The 15,652-nt window shown below is 30.6% G+C and carries 15 protein-coding genes and 1 rRNA gene; 3 read left to right on the forward strand and 13 right to left on the reverse strand.

From position 1 onward, the window contains the following. The 4 genes from MHZ36_RS11100 to MHZ36_RS11115 all read right to left on the reverse strand — a co-directional run. Positions 1-61: ribosomal RNA gene (locus MHZ36_RS11100) — 16S ribosomal RNA — on the reverse strand; the annotation flags it as partial. 670 nt (positions 62-731) lie between these two features. Next, complete coding sequence (gene perR, locus MHZ36_RS11105; RefSeq protein WP_239231701.1) at positions 732-1,181, reverse strand: peroxide-responsive transcriptional repressor PerR; 450 nt, start codon at positions 1,179-1,181, stop codon at positions 732-734. Positions 1,182-1,266: 85 nt separating this feature from the next. After that, entirely contained in the window at positions 1,267-2,217 is a 951-nt protein-coding gene (locus tag MHZ36_RS11110) for a phosphoglycerate dehydrogenase (RefSeq protein WP_239231702.1), read from the reverse strand. Between the two features lie 6 nt (positions 2,218-2,223). Continuing rightward, positions 2,224-2,679 (reverse strand): peroxiredoxin, encoded by a 456-nt coding sequence (locus tag MHZ36_RS11115; RefSeq protein WP_239231703.1) that lies wholly within the window; start codon positions 2,677-2,679, stop codon positions 2,224-2,226. Between the two features lie 81 nt (positions 2,680-2,760). Between MHZ36_RS11115 and MHZ36_RS11120 the strand changes: the two genes are divergently transcribed. Further along, a complete protein-coding gene (locus tag MHZ36_RS11120) occupies positions 2,761-4,050 on the forward strand; it encodes a glutamate-1-semialdehyde 2,1-aminomutase (RefSeq protein ID WP_239231704.1) in 1,290 nt (429 codons plus the stop codon). A gap of 75 nt (positions 4,051-4,125) precedes the next feature. After that, a complete protein-coding gene (locus MHZ36_RS11125) occupies positions 4,126-5,220 on the forward strand; it encodes an FUSC family protein (RefSeq protein ID WP_239231705.1) in 1,095 nt (364 codons plus the stop codon). Positions 5,221-5,292: 72 nt separating this feature from the next. Here MHZ36_RS11125 and MHZ36_RS11130 read toward each other — a convergent pair whose 3' ends face one another. The 3 genes from MHZ36_RS11130 to mutY all read right to left on the reverse strand — a co-directional run bounded on the left by MHZ36_RS11130 (position 5,293) and on the right by mutY (position 8,898). Continuing rightward, positions 5,293-7,029 carry an ABC transporter ATP-binding protein gene (locus MHZ36_RS11130; protein WP_239231706.1) on the reverse strand — a complete coding sequence of 579 codons (1,737 nt, stop codon included), beginning with the start codon at positions 7,027-7,029 and terminating at the stop codon, positions 5,293-5,295. A gap of 205 nt (positions 7,030-7,234) precedes the next feature. Beyond that, a complete protein-coding gene (ntdP, locus tag MHZ36_RS11135; protein ID WP_239231707.1) occupies positions 7,235-7,777 on the reverse strand; it encodes a nucleoside tri-diphosphate phosphatase in 543 nt (180 codons plus the stop codon). Between the two features lie 77 nt (positions 7,778-7,854). Then, positions 7,855-8,898, reverse strand: a complete 1,044-nt coding sequence (mutY, locus tag MHZ36_RS11140) for an A/G-specific adenine glycosylase (RefSeq protein ID WP_239231708.1) — start codon at positions 8,896-8,898, stop codon at positions 7,855-7,857. Between the two features lie 122 nt (positions 8,899-9,020). On the opposite strand from mutY, the gene MHZ36_RS11145 reads away from it, so the two are divergent. Next, positions 9,021-9,998: a metal-dependent hydrolase gene (locus MHZ36_RS11145; protein WP_239231709.1), complete on the forward strand. Its 978-nt coding sequence runs from the start codon at positions 9,021-9,023 to the stop codon at positions 9,996-9,998. Between the two features lie 195 nt (positions 9,999-10,193). On the opposite strand, the gene MHZ36_RS11150 is transcribed toward MHZ36_RS11145, so the two are convergent. From MHZ36_RS11150 to MHZ36_RS11175, 6 genes are all read right to left on the reverse strand, one after another. Further along, positions 10,194-11,072 carry a sugar ABC transporter permease gene (locus MHZ36_RS11150; RefSeq protein ID WP_239231710.1) on the reverse strand — a complete coding sequence of 293 codons (879 nt, stop codon included), beginning with the start codon at positions 11,070-11,072 and terminating at the stop codon, positions 10,194-10,196. A 9-nt stretch (positions 11,073-11,081) separates the two neighbouring features. After that, the gene (locus tag MHZ36_RS11155; RefSeq protein ID WP_239231711.1) at positions 11,082-12,614 is read right to left on the reverse strand and encodes an ATP-binding cassette domain-containing protein; all 1,533 of its coding nucleotides are present in this window, start codon (positions 12,612-12,614) and stop codon (positions 11,082-11,084) included. Between the two features lie 15 nt (positions 12,615-12,629). Beyond that, positions 12,630-12,944: a YfhH family protein gene (locus MHZ36_RS11160; protein WP_239231712.1), complete on the reverse strand. Its 315-nt coding sequence runs from the start codon at positions 12,942-12,944 to the stop codon at positions 12,630-12,632. Then, entirely contained in the window at positions 12,922-13,740 is an 819-nt protein-coding gene (recX, locus tag MHZ36_RS11165; protein ID WP_239231713.1) for a recombination regulator RecX, read from the reverse strand. The genes MHZ36_RS11160 and recX overlap by 23 nt, the downstream gene beginning before the upstream one ends. 217 nt (positions 13,741-13,957) lie before the next feature. Beyond that, positions 13,958-14,770 (reverse strand): monofunctional peptidoglycan glycosyltransferase SgtB, encoded by an 813-nt coding sequence (gene sgtB, locus MHZ36_RS11170; RefSeq protein WP_239231714.1) that lies wholly within the window; start codon positions 14,768-14,770, stop codon positions 13,958-13,960. 292 nt (positions 14,771-15,062) lie between these two features. Continuing rightward, a complete protein-coding gene (locus tag MHZ36_RS11175) occupies positions 15,063-15,581 on the reverse strand; it encodes a type 1 glutamine amidotransferase domain-containing protein (RefSeq protein WP_239231715.1) in 519 nt (172 codons plus the stop codon). Between the last annotated feature and the right edge of the window lie 71 nt (positions 15,582-15,652).

Raw genomic sequence — 15,652 nt, forward strand, 5'->3', positions numbered from 1 at the left:
CTTGCATGTATTAGGCACGCCGCCAGCGTTCATCCTGAGCCAGGATCAAACTCTCCATAAAAAATTATGATGTTTGATTAGCTCATAAAATACTAATTTGTGTTATCATTAACACGTTTTTTGAACCAACGAATTATCGTTGTGTTCGGAATTAACGTTGACATATTGCGATTCAGTTTTCAATGTTCATTTAATGTGTTACAAGAATTTATTTTAACATTAAGTTTTTGTTAAGTCAAGAATAAATTTCTTTTTTATTTTATTAATTTTTGTTGCGTTTGTTAACTCAACATTTAATATTGTATAACTTATCAATCATATTAACAAGTGCCAAATTTACACTTTTTAAATATTTTTTTGAGAAAGTTAAATTCGTTCGCCGCCTTGTTTTGACGACTTTTATATAATATCAAGAGAATCAACTATCGTCAATCCTATTTATTAATCTTTTTGGGTTTAATTTTACCTTTGTAATTACTAATTATTGTTAATATGTATTTAGATTTTATTTAGTGTAAATATTTGAGCTATTTTCTTTAATATATTACCTCTTTTTTTATAATTCAAGTATCAAATTCATTATTTTTATTGCATTTGATGTTACCTTTTTAATGTTCCAGATCTAAATTCAATTGATTTCTTTGATTGCCATCTTCATTTAGCCTATAAAAAAAGAAACACATTTCTTTTGGAAACATGTTTCTTCTATAATAAGTTATTTATTATGACTATTACTTTTTATCTTGGCATTCTTTACAAAGACCATATATTTCCATACGGTGATGCGTAACATTAAAATCTGTAACATGTTGTGCTAATTGTTCAACCTCATCCAACTGTGGATAATGGAAGTCTACAATCTTACCACAACTCTCACAAATTACATGATAGTGATTATGTGTATTAAAGTCGAATCGACTTGATGAATCACCATACGGTAATTCTTTAACGAGCCCAATGTCTTTAAAGACACGTAAATTATTATATATTGTCGCAACACTAATATTAGGAAAATCAGGTGAAAGTGCTTGATAAATTTCATCAGCAGTAGGATGCGTCTCTGATGCTATAAGATACTTTAATATAGCTTGTCTTTGAGGCGTTATTCTAATCCCTGCATTTCTTAAAGATGCTATTGAATCTTCTAATTCATGTTCAATTGTGTCCATCTCTGCACTCATATCGTTCACCATCTTTCTATTTAATAATAATTATTACTTAATATAAATATAACTTCTTATAAAGGAATATGTCAATATACAAACACTAATAGCCTAGTTTGGCATCTACTTCATTCTCAATTAGATTACTATTATTGAGAAAATTAACTAAATTCTTACTAAATAATTCTGTAGCTTCTTGAAAATTTTCTTTTCCATTCCCTGTTATATGTGCAGTTATCGTTACATTATTCAGATTATATAGTTCGTTATCTTCGCTTAATGGTTCAGTTTCAAACACATCCAAATATGCATGTCTAATAAGATTATCTTCAAGTGCTTTAATTAAAGTTTTTTCTTTAACAACAGATCCTCTTCCTACGTTAATAAATAATGCTGTATCTTTCATACTAACAAAATGATCTCTATCTAATAAATGTATAGTATGTTCAGTTTCTGGCAATGTATTAACAATGATATCCGCTTCTGGCAGAATATTGATCAACTCATTAAGTCCATAAGTATTAGCGATTCCCTTTACTTTATGACCTGTGGTATTAATGCCTAATACTTTCATATCTAAAGCTTGTGCTACATTAGCAGTCCGTTGAGCTATTGAGCCTGTTCCAATAAAGAGAATAGTTTGATTGTTAACTCTGTTGGCAGTTAATTTTGAATCATAAATTTTATTAAGTTGATTTTCATATGATAGTCTCATTTTCTTATAATCATCCAATATGAATGCAGTAATGAATTCTGCCATTTGCTTTGCATGAATACCTTTCCCGTTAGTCAAAAGGATATTATTCTCACTAATATATTTTAACGGAAGTTTATTTACGCCTGTTGCATACCAAGCAATCCATTTTAAATTTGTACATTCTGATAAGAAAACCTCATCTATATTAGAATCATGTCCTATAAGGATATCTATAGTTGATTTTTCTAACTTAGATATCTCATCTATGCCTTTCGTGAATATAAACTCAATGTTAGGAAAACGTTCAATTAATTGGTATTCTAAATCACCTAATCTTTTTAAACTTACCACCTTCATATAAACTCACCCCAAGATATCTTTTAATGTTTCCATCTGTGTTTTAACTTTAACTTTTTCTATGGTATCAATTATTATACCTTCTTCATTTATAATAAATGTAGTGCGTACAATTCCCATAGATTCCTTGCCAAAGGATTTTTTCATTTGATAAACACCTGTTTCCTTCGATAATTGATAATCTTCATCTACAAGCAAATCAAAATTTAAGTTCAATTTTTGAATAAAGTTTTGGTGTTTTTTCTTGCTATCTCCACTTATACCGTAAACTTTAACACCTAACTCATTGAAATTTGAAAGATTATCTCTAAAATCACAAGCTTCAGTCGTGCATGTAGGCGTATTGTCTCTTGGATAAAAATATAATACAGTTTTACTTCCCTTAATCGTTTCATTTGAAATGACTACACCGTTTTGGTTTTCTAACTTAAATTGAGGAAATTTTTCTCCCTTTTTCAACATCAGGCTCACCCTATTCTATTTATTATTAATTTTATGATACGATAATAGTCGAAAATATTAAATTAAAAGAGGTTGATATTAATGAATTTTACTGAAAGTGAAAGACTTCAACAGTTATCAAACGAATATATTCTTGGAGGTGTAAATTCACCTTCACGTTCTTATAAAGCAGTTGGCGGAGGTGCCCCTGTTATGATGCGTTCTGGTCAAGGTCCATTCTTATTCGATGTAGATGGTAATAAATATATTGACTATTTACAGGCTTATGGCCCAATAATCACAGGTCATGCTCACCCACATATTACTAAAGCGATACAAGAACAAGCAGCGTTAGGCGTTTTGTATGGTACACCAACAGAACTTGAAATTGATTTTGCTAAAAAACTACGTGATGCTATTCCTTCATTAGAGAAGATTAGATTCGTCAATTCAGGAACTGAAGCTGTAATGACTACGATAAGAGTTGCCCGTGCTTATACTAAACGAAATAAAATCGTAAAATTTGCTGGACAATATCATGGTCATTCAGACTTAGTATTAGTAGCAGCCGGTAGTGGCCCCTCACAACTTGGTTCTCCAGATTCGGCCGGCGTTCCAGAAAGTGTTGCAAAAGAAGTTATCACTGTACCTTACAATGATATTGATGCTTATAAAGAAGCAATAGATTATTGGGGCGACGATATCGCTTGTGTATTAGTTGAACCTATTGTAGGAAATTTTGGTATGGTGGAACCACAGCCTGGCTTCTTAGAAAAAGTTAATGAACTTACCCACGATAATGGCAGTTTAGTTATTTATGATGAAGTGATTACAGCATTCAGATTTCACTATGGCGGTGCGCAAGACCTTTACAAAGTCTATCCAGACTTAACGGCATTCGGAAAAATAATTGGAGGTGGCCTTCCAATTGGTGGATACGGTGGTAAGCAAGAAATAATGGAACAAGTTGCTCCTTTAGGTCCAGCATATCAAGCAGGTACGATGGCAGGAAATCCTCTTTCCATGAAAGCAGGTATTGCATTATTAGAAGTGCTAGAACAAGAAGGTATATACGAACGTTTAGATTTACTTGGTAAACGTTTAGAAGATGGCTTAAACGCTTTAATTGATAAGCATGGTATAACTGCAACTGTTAATAGAGTTTATGGTGCACTAACACTCTACTTTACTGATGAAAAAGTCACACATTACGATCAAGCCGAAAATTCAGATGGTGAAGCATTTGGTAAGTTCTTTAAATTGATGTTAAACCAAGGTATCAATTTAGCCCCTTCAAAATTCGAAGCGTGGTTTTTAACTACAGAACATACAGAAAAAGAAATAGATCAAACTTTAGAAGCTGCCGATTATGCTTTTAGTCAAATGATATAAACTTGAATTTTATCGACAATCGTTGTATAACAAGTATAAATAAAAAAATTAATATTTAATGAAGGAGCGGTACATTTGAAACTAGGAGCTCGTATTCTCAAAACAGGTATAGCTATTATACTTGCTTTGTTTATCGCTTCTCTACTACCTAATGAAGCTGGGTTAAAGGCGATTGCAGGAGTCAGTGCAGTTGTCGCCATGCAACCAAGTGTATATCGATCACTTAAAATTGTTTCAGAACAAGCACTTGGTAACGTAGTAGGAGCTTTATTAGCTGTAGCAATGGTTACAGTATTCGGTAATAATGTTGTTATTTTGGGTGTAACAGTTATTTTATTAATTGCTATTTTGTTCCGATTCAATCTTGCACATGTTGCTACATTAGCGAGCGTAACAGCATTAATAATTATGGGTCAGCATACCGGAAACTTTTATATTTCTGCATTTTATCGTTTTGTACTTGTTATGATTGGCGTATTAAGTTCATCTGTTGTTAACTTACTATTTTTACCACCTAAATTTGAATCAAAGATATATTATAATTCACAAAATATTTGTTCCGATATTTTCGTGTGGTTTAAATTGGTATTAAATGATACTTCTGAATATCAAAATATCAAAGAAGACAGAGGGTTAATTAGTAAACGTATCAATCGATTAGAACAAGTATTTGGTTACTACGAAGAAGAAAACCCTTGGACTAAGAAACAAGTCCACTCACAAAATAGAAAGAAAATATTATTTAAAGAAGTTGTTCGAAGCACAAGACAAGCTTATGAAGTATTAAAAAGGATGAATCGATATCAGAATGATCTTCATAATCTAAATCATGAGTTATTGTTACAAATCAAATTAGAAATAGATACATTAATTGCTTACCATGAACAAATATTTATTAGCCTTTCTAAGAGAGCGAGATATGATGTTGGGCAATTAGATAGTCAAATTGAAAATCCTCAGAAAAAAGATTTGATGGACGCGTTTCAAAAGGAAATTATTAGATCACCTTATCAAACTGAATACTCTTACGCTAACGTGATGCAAATTATAGCCGCAATTGAAGAATACCGCTATATATTAGAGCATCTAGATCGATTACGTATCAGTTTTTTCTCGTATCACCGCAGTGATAATGAGATTGATATTGAAGCAGAAGATTTTGATTTATAATAAGATAACCCCAATCGCTAATTGTAAAATTAGTGATTGGGGTTATTTGTTTCATACGATTTATTCTAATTATTAAAGATTTTGAATGCTATATAAATGTTCATACGCACCTTTTTTATTTAATAATGTTTCATGATTTCCAACTTCAACAACTTCTCCATTTTCAATAACTACTATCTTGTCAGCATGTGTAATTGTCGATAATCTATGTGCAACGATTAATGTAGTACGATCTTTACTTAAAACATTTAAAGCATCTTGTATAATCGATTCACTTTCTAAGTCTAATGCACTAGTTGCTTCATCGAGGATAATAATTGGCGGATTATTCAAGAAAATACGCGCAATAGAAACTCTTTGCTTTTGACCACCTGATAATTTAACTCCTCTTTCCCCTACTTCAGTATCATAACCATCAGTTAAGTCCATGATAAAGTCATGTGCATTTGCCATTTTAGCGGCTTGAATGACTTCCTCATCAGTAGCATCTGGTCTTCCAAGTAAAATATTTTCCTTTATAGTATCTGAAAATAATATATTATCTTGTTGTACTAATCCGATTTGATTTCTCAAGCTACCTGTTAAATAGGATTTAATATTCGTACCGTCAATTCGAATTTCTCCATCAGAAACGTCATAAAATCTTGGTATCAAATTGATCAGAGTGGACTTTCCTCCTCCACTCATACCTACGAATGCAACAGTCTCTCCTTGTTTAATATCTAAATTGATATGATTTAAAATTGTGGCCTCATTACTATTATATTTAAAACTAACATTTTCTAGCTCAATATGGCCTTTTTTAATTTCTAAAGGTAGTGCACCTTTTTTATTTTTTATATCATAGTCTTCATCCATAAGTTGAAACACTCTATCCATAGATGCAAAACTTTGAGTCAAGGTTGTAAATGATGATACCAATCGACGTAACGGACCAAATAATTGTTCTAAATAGCTTACAAATGCTGCTAGTGTACCAACAGTGATATTTCCAGTTATCGCGAAGTAAGCACCCACACCAATAACTATAATTGGTCCAACATCTGTTACTGTGTTAATTGCAGAAAAAGAATATGCATTCCATCGTGTATGTTTAAATGCACGATCTAAAAAATGTCTATTATGTTTATCAAAATTCTTCTCTTCATTATCTTCAATGGCGAAACTTTTAATAACAGACATGCCTTGAACACGTTCGTGTAAAAATCCTTGAACTTCTGCTAAAGCTTGTGATCTTTTTCGAGTTAATATTCTCAAACGTCCAAAGAAAAAATATACCGTTAAAATATAGAATGGGAATATAACGATTGCCGCTAAAGTTAATTTAACATCTAAAAACATCATAATACTTAAAGCGATAATGATTGTTATACAATCTAACCATATATTCATCAATCCAGTTAATATAAAGTCTTTTGTTTGTTCAACATCATTAATAACTCTTGAAATAACTTGTCCCGCTTGATTGTTTGCATAAAATCTAGCACTGAGTGCTTGTAAATGATTATAAAGTTGCTTTCGAATATCATAAAGTATCTTATTACTTGTCCATTGTGCCAAATATTGCCTTAAAAATTCTATTGGTGGTCTAACAATCACAAAGATAAATGCTGCTATACCCAAAGCAATAGATAATCTAGTGAATTTTTCCGGCGTTGTTATATCACCATTATTAATAACATCATCAATCACGAACTTAATTAATAATGGAATTAACATAGGAATGCCGAATTTTATAATACCAATAATAATCGTAGCAATGATTCGCCATCTATATGGTTGCACAAATTTTAAATATCTGCGAATCATAAAATGTATTCCCCCCAAAATTTATTACAAATGAAACAGCCCAAGTTGAATGTCAACTAAGGCTGTTGTAAACGCGTTATCTAAGTTAGTTTATCATTACGTTTGCGATTACAGTTTTATATTCACAAAATGTTAAACAATTACATTTTGCAAGACATACCTATATCACTATAAATGATTATTTAACTTATCTCACTAAATATGCTTAATAATTTCTTACTTTTTTATATCTTTCACGCCAAACTTTGATGAAGTCGGGAGCAAAAGGACCTTTCTTTTGTTCTATCCACTGTTGAAGGATATCAACATTTCTTCTTAAAATCACATCTATATCTGGGGAATAATTCATTTGTTTCATATGTTGTTCATATTCATCTTCATCTAATAGATGATATTTACCATTTGGATAGACTTTAATATCTAAGTCATAATCGATATATTTTAATGCTTCTTCATCACATACAAATGGCGATGAGAGATTACAATAATAATATACGCCATCCTCTCTAAACATACAAATGACGTTAAACCAGTATTCTGAGTGAAAATAAACAATTGCAGGTTCTCTCGTTATCCACGTTCGACTATCGCTTTCAGTAACCAAAGTATGGTCATTTCCACCGATAACAACATGATCCGTACCTTTTAGTATAGTAGTTTCAGACCACACACGATGAATATTACCATCATGTTTATAACTTTGTATTTTTATCGTCTGTCCTTCTTTAGGTATGGACTCTTTTACCATGCTCCACACCACCTTTACTTAGATTTCACAAAATAAATTATAACATACCTTCGTTTCATTCTACGAGCTTTGACTTATTATGATTTAGAAATATAATTATAAATTTTTGTCATACTCACTGGAAAATTAAATTGTTCCTTTTCATTTACATGCATCCATTTCATTCTTTCAGGTAATTCAATTTTATCTTTATTTATTGTAGTTTCTACTATGTACACTGCAATATCCCACGTTAAATGTGTAAACTGATGCTTCAATTTATATATAGGCTCATTTGAAACAGTGATGTCATTTCCTAAAATTGCACTGATATTTTGATTATTTCCATCTTCATACATTGGAAATTCCCACATTTGATTCAACAATTTTTGTGTTCGTTGTTCTATAAGTAGCTCATCGTATTCATTTCTAACAATAAAAACATTTTGTTTTATATGTTTCTTTTTAATTTTGGTTGTCTTAACTGGCAATTCGGGTACAGTTCCATATTCAAATGCTTCACATTGTGCTTGTACTGGACAAAACAAACATAAAGGGGTTTTTGGTGTACAAATCAAAGCACCTAATTCCATCATTGCCTGATTAAATGTTCCTGAATCACTTTGTACATATGGCATTAATTCACTTTCAAATGCTTTTCTAGTAGATTGTAATTTTGTATCGCGATAATCATTGTTCAATCTTGACCACACTCTAAATACATTACCATCTACTGTTGCCAATGGTTGATTAAAGGCAATACTCATCACAGCTGCTTGTGTATATGGTCCGACTCCTTTTAACTCTGCAAATAATTTAGGATCATCGGGTACGTGACTTTGATACTTTTCTTCAACTTCTTTTATTGCAGTATGAAAATTTCTAGCTCTACTATAATAACCTAAACCTTCCCAGTACTTTAATACTTCATCTTCATGTGCCTTACTTAAATCTGCAATGGTCGGAAACCTTTCAGTAAATCGATGATAGTAATCAATGACGGTCTTCACTTGTGTTTGTTGCAGCATAACTTCACTCAACCAAATGTAATAAGGGTTCGAAGTGTTTCGCCAAGGCATTTCACGTTGATTTACTTCAAACCAACTAACCAGATTATTTTTAAATTCATTTTTATTAAACATTAAACACATCTCTTTCTCTTTTTCACTTAAAAAATTTGCTATTTTAATAGTTGGGAAATTTTTATTATTTTACATATTCGATTATAATAAATGTAACATTGATACGAAATGAGTGAAAAATTATGGACACAGCTACACATATTGTCATGGGCGTAGGTTTAACCGCTATAGCTACTCAAGACCCCGCAATGGCTGGGTCTTTTACAGCATCGGCAACAACTTTAATCATTGGTTCATTAATACCTGATGGTGACACAGTATTAAAGTTAAAGGATAATGCAACCTATATATCACATCACAGAGGTATTACACATTCTATCCCTTTTACGATTCTATGGCCGTTGCTAATCGCACTATTTGTTTTTACATTTTTTAAGCATATAGATATCACACATATATGGTTATGGGCACAATTAGCAGTATTTTTACATGTTTTTGTAGATATATTCAATTCATACGGTACACAAGCATTAAGACCCATAACAAATAAATGGATTCAATTAAGCGTGATAAATACATTTGATCCAATTATTTTTATCATTTGGTGTATAGGCATTGTACTTTGGATTTTTGGATTACACCCATTTATCGTATTTTTCCCAATAGTAATCGTACTCGTTATATATTATATGATTCGTTTCCGAATGCAAGCCATTATTAAAAAACGTGCATTGCAACAAATCCAACAAGAACATCAACCTGTCAAAGTATTTGTTGCACCAACGATGAAATTTTTCGAATGGCGCGTTGCTATTCAAACTGAAGCATATGATTATGTAGGGCGAAGCTTTGGCGGAAACATTGTGTTTAGTGATAAATCTAAACGTCACCCATTCCCAAGTGATGACTTGATGCATTATGTAGAAAATGATAAAAATATTAAGACGTTTTTAAATTTCTCATCCATATATCGATGGCAAGCAACAAAGCATGAAGATGGTACCACAGAAATTCGCCTTATTGATTTAAGATATTTAAAAAATGGACATTATTCATTCGTTGCTATTGCACATTTAGATAATCAAAACTTAATCGATCATTCATATATAGGTTGGGTTTTTAGTGAAGATAAACTTCAAAAAAAATTATTCGCTAAGTGATGTTAAACAGTTATATAAAAATATGTATATGGAACATAATATCACTTTTTAAATGTTTCATTTTCTACTTATAACTAAATAAATAATAAGAAATAGTTCAATTCAAGACTTTTAATTATACTAAAAACTATCAAACAAAAAACCGGGCTGAGACATAGTAATGTCTCAGCCTGGTTTTTTATCAAGTTCAATTCATTATACTCTTATGTCATTCTTTTGATTGTCACTTTCTTCTTTCTCTAAACCATTGGTATTTTCAGAATTGGTATTTATATTTTCATTATTATCTCGCTTATTCTGTTGATAATTTTCAAACAAAATGTATTTTTTGTTTGATATCGTCCGATATAACGCATATATGATTACACATAATAACCCCATAAACATATAAAAATAAACATGATAAGGTATATTATTCAAACTTAATGCACCTAATACTACTGATTGAGAAATACCTTCAATCAAATAATAAACTGGATTCAACATTAATATATGTGTTATTATCCCTTCATTTGTTGATGGAATAAATATGATTGGAACTATAAAGAATGTAATAGACGAAATAATATAGAATATTATATTTATCTTAGTATATAGAATCGTCAACAAACCTATGATTGTTGATACAATCACCATAAAAACCATTGCCATAATCACATAATATAATGTTGAAATAATTGAACTTTCTATATTTACTGGTGTAGCGAATATAATAATAACTAAGGCAATAAACATCAATACACTCGTCGCTAATGTAATAATGATATTTTGAAAAATTGGGTTAATATTATATAGCTTACTAATAAAGTAATCCTTTTTATATATTTGATAAACTTGATAAATCGTAATCCATATAAAAGCAAAACTCGTAAGTGCAGCTAAACGATAATATGCACGTGCTTGCTTAATTTCTTCTGTGTTATTTAAATTAAATATTAGCATCATAACCAATAATATTATAATACTAGCAATAAAGGGTGTAGCAAACCAAATCCACCGCTTCTTTATACGAGCAAAAACATGTTTCAACAGATATGGTATATTTTTATAAAAATTTAACAAACTATCTATCATTATTTACACCTACAATTCAATATATAACCATTTGTTATTTTTCAAGTCAGCCATATAATATCCATCTCCTGCTTTAGTAATCCAGAAGTCTCCTTCGATATCAAATTTATCTTTCAACTTATCCTTATCTTTTATTGGTACAGTGAATCCAGTTAATTTGTTCTGATCATTGAATATCATAGATATTGGTTGTTGAACGATTGGTACTACAAAGCGACTATCTTTTCCAGTTTCTGGAACTAAAGAATCTGTCACTTTATTATGCTTCTTATGGAGATGACTATTGAAAAACTCATTATAATTACTATAATTTTTATGCATATATGGCGCTAAACTTTTGAAACTATGTGATTCAAATAAACCGGCAGGATCAAAATAGCGTATTTTATTTTTAGCAACTTTATAGTTTTTATTATCTACTATTACACGATAATTTTTAGTATTCTCTCCTGTAATTGTAACGAAACCATATTGATCTACTTTTTGAGGTTTCGAATTATCCATGCTTTCTAACTTAATTGCGTCAGACAGTACGATACCGTATGCTAGTTTTTCTTCATATGGATTTTTATGTTGATTTTGTATTGTAGATTGATCAATGTTTTGATTGATATTTAATTTGCCAATATCATTAAACATTAATAACGCCATTAGAACTAAACCAATAAAAAATATTCCTATTAAACTCCAAAACCTATAAATAGATACAGGCGGTCTCACATGATTATAACGTTCTACTCGCTTAAAATTATATGTTAATTCAGGTATACGTGCTCTTGATTTCTTCCAATCTACATCAAAATTCTCTTTTTCTTCATCTTTTTCTAATGAAGTTCGATCGTTTTCATGTTCTTTAAAGAGTGGTAATACTTGTTTCAATGATCCTTCTTTTCTCAGTTGTCCGTGTGAAAACCAAGCAATATAATTACTAACTTGAGATACACGTTCAACATTATCTTCAATCATTACAATTGTTGAGCCATTTTTTATGTATTCATCTGTAAGCTTAATTGCACGTTCAAAAAATGTTTCATCTAACTCACTAATTACTTGATTGAATATCAGAATACTAGAAGTGGATGTTCGTGCAAGTGTAAATAATAACCTAGCATATTCAACTTTGGATAACTGGCTAATTAAACTCGTTTTTTTATCTTCTAAATGTGCATATTTAAGTATTTGTTCCACTTTATGTTCTGAAGCTTTATAAGGGAATAATAATACAGCATTTTCCACATAATCTTGGACTGTATTATCTTGTAATTGTCTATCTTGTATATCTGCATAAAACAAGTCGGTCTTTCTAACTACTTTACCTTTATCAGGTTTAATTTCACCACTTAATATTCGACCAACGCGTTCTTTAGAAGACTCAGGCTCACCAATAATTCCTAATGCCTCGCCTTGATAGATATGTAGGTTAATATTATTCAATTCTATATCTTCAGCATTATAGCCAAAAGGGAGATACCATTTTTTAGATTTTTTATTTCTATAATAGTGTGTTACGTTAAGTAACTTTAAAATAATTGAACTACCCATCCTATCGTCATCCTTCTACAATTTTAATAATGCTACTGGTAAACCTTCTTCAGGTTCTGAACTATTTATTCTAAAACCCCAGGCAAAAATACCTTTTAATCGTTCTACCTTAAAGTAGCTATCTGTACCATCATTTAATTTATAAATTTTACCTAGTTCTATTTTGCTTCTATCCACTAAGTAGCTTTCGGCGACGATGACTTTACTCTGATAAACGTCGTATTCATTTAAAATGCCATTCATTTCAGCTTTTCTCATTTTTTCTTTATAGCCTTGAATTTCATGTCTTAATTCACTTTCGCTCAATTCACTCAATTTCTTCTGTTTCACCATCAATACCACTCTCTTCTAACTTTGACTTAATTTTATCATATTTATAACCCTTTCTCATAAGAGCTTCAATCGTCTTATTAACAAGGTGTTTACCTGTATATTTTCTAGCATTTTTATTATAGATTTTCTCTAAATCATTTTGTATTAAATGATCAACCTCTTCATCGGACTGTGAGAAATCCATCTCTGCTATAACTTCATTTATTTTTTCAAATGTGTAACCTTTTTGCATCATAGATTGCGTTAATTTCTCTTTCTTTTTTATACTCGGGCCTTTTTTCTGTTTCCATATTTTATTAGCCAATTTTAAAATATCGTCAAGTGGTTGCTCATCTTCGTACATTTGACCATATTCATCAATGATTGATTTTTCGATTCCTGCTTGATGCAACTTCTGTTTATATACCCCAGGACCCTTATCAGTAGTCAAAATCATTGTATTTTTTAGGCTATTTGCAAAATCATAATGATCAATTAATTTTTCCTTGTGACAGTAGTCAATTACTTTTGCTATTACAGTTTCTGAATATTCTTTCTTAATTAAATACTGTTGAACTTCATGTTCAGTTCTTTTCCGATATGATAAATATTGAATTGCCGCATTTAATGCTTGTCTATAGGATTCATATTTTTGTAATTTTTCCATATCAGATGCTTCTACAATTTGACCTTTTTTTAAGTTGAATTGAACAAAAGTATCTACATCAATACCCATTTCAAACTCATCATCAAGATATAAATTAAAACGCTCTTTATTATTTTTTTGCACTTCTATTTTTGTGATTTTTGGCATTATACTCACTCCACTTATTAAGAATAACTTATATCGCTTATGAATGGAATTATAGTGACTAATATAATTTGTCTTTAATTTTAATTTCAAAATGATACTAAATATATGTTTTACTTTATCCGGAAAATTTTCAAGTACTAATTTAATCTCCCACTTAAATAAACCATTTTCGTTACAGTAAAAAACTCAACATCTTTTATGGATGTTGAGTTTTTGTTTAAACTCCTAATTGTTCTATTGCTGTTCGATATTGTTCATCTGAGATATAGTTTTGTTGCTTCATTTTTTCTAAGTTTACCTTAACTCGATTGATGAAATTATCTGACATATCGTTTAAATCATAAACACTCGGTGCATTAACTTTACTTGCAAGCATTGCACTTTGTAAAACGGTAATTTGCGGTAAATTGGTATTATTTTGATCTGTTGTAGTACCAAAATAATGATTTGCTGCTGATTCAATCGTATATTGATTACTTCCAAAATAAATATTATTTACATAGAAGCTTAAAATTTGGTCTTTATCATATGTTTTTTCCACTCTATGTGCAACGAATAATTCTTTAATTTTTCTAGTAATTGATTGTTCATTATCATAATAATAGTTCTTCACTACTTGTTGCGTTAACGTACTTCCACCTTGTATATTCTTATCACTTAATGTTGAAAATAGGGCACGAGATGTTCCCTTAAAATCAAAACCATGGTGTTTGTAAAATCGTTCATCTTCCATTGCTACAAAAGCACCTTTTGTATAGTCTGGCATATCCGCTGCTGATACATAAGTAGATTTATTTTCAATTTTTTTCAAATCATCAACATCAGCTCTCAAGGATAGTACATACATAACACTAACAAAAATTGCAATGATTAATACAATAGGTAATAGTATTTTAAATATTAGACCCTTTCCCTTTTTCTTTTTCTTAGGTTTAGTTACTGGTTGTACATAAGTATTATGGTAGGGCTGATTGTAATTTTTTTCTTTAGTCTGCATTGTGGATTGCTTATAACGATCACTTCTTTTCATGCGGCAGCTCCTTTATATTGCTCTCATTTCATTATAAGTGAGTTTAACAAGAGTTTAAACGTTTATCTATAAGAAAACACAAAAATCAGTCGCAAGGTGTATGAATATCTCCATACCTAGTTTTAAAAGTTGTCACGTCTCGTCACAATTCCCAAAATACACATCTCATATTTGGATTTATCCACATCAAAAAATCCCTTAAAGTGAATCATTCACCTTTAAGGGATTACTAATATCTGTAATAGCTAAATTACTTATAATTTAAAAATTAACAATAAATATCTTATTTCAATTAGTCATTTAATTGATTAACAATTTCTCTGTTAAAATCATCTAAGTCATCTGGTGTACGGCTTGTAACGATATTTTTATCTACAACTACTGATTCATCAACAACTTGAGCACCAGCATTTGACAAGTCTTTACGTACATTTAATACAGCAGTCAATGTACGACCGTTTAAATCATCTGTATCAATTAAGATTTGTGGTCCATGGCATATAGCAAATGTTGGCACATCATTTTTCGTGAAGTATTTAGCAAAAGTTCCATATCTACCTTCTGAATCACCACGTAAATGATCTGGTGAAAATCCGCCTGGAATGAGCAAGCCATCGTAATCTTCAGGGTTTGCGTCAGCAATACCTAAATCAACAGTTGCTTTAGCACCATGTTTACCAACGACTTCACTATTCGCTTCATCACCAATAATAACAACTTCATGTCCAGCTTCTTCAATCGCTTCTTGTGGACTTGTTAATTCAATATCTTCAAATTCATCAGTTACTATAACTGCTACTTTTTTAGCCATGTAATATCACCTTTCTCTTTATATGTTCTACATGTTGTATAGACAAATATTAGGCAATTTAAACATTTGTT

Origin of the sequence: Staphylococcus sp. ACRSN (genome assembly GCF_022346615.1) — a bacterium.
Taxonomy (GTDB): Bacteria; Bacillota; Bacilli; order Staphylococcales; family Staphylococcaceae; genus Staphylococcus.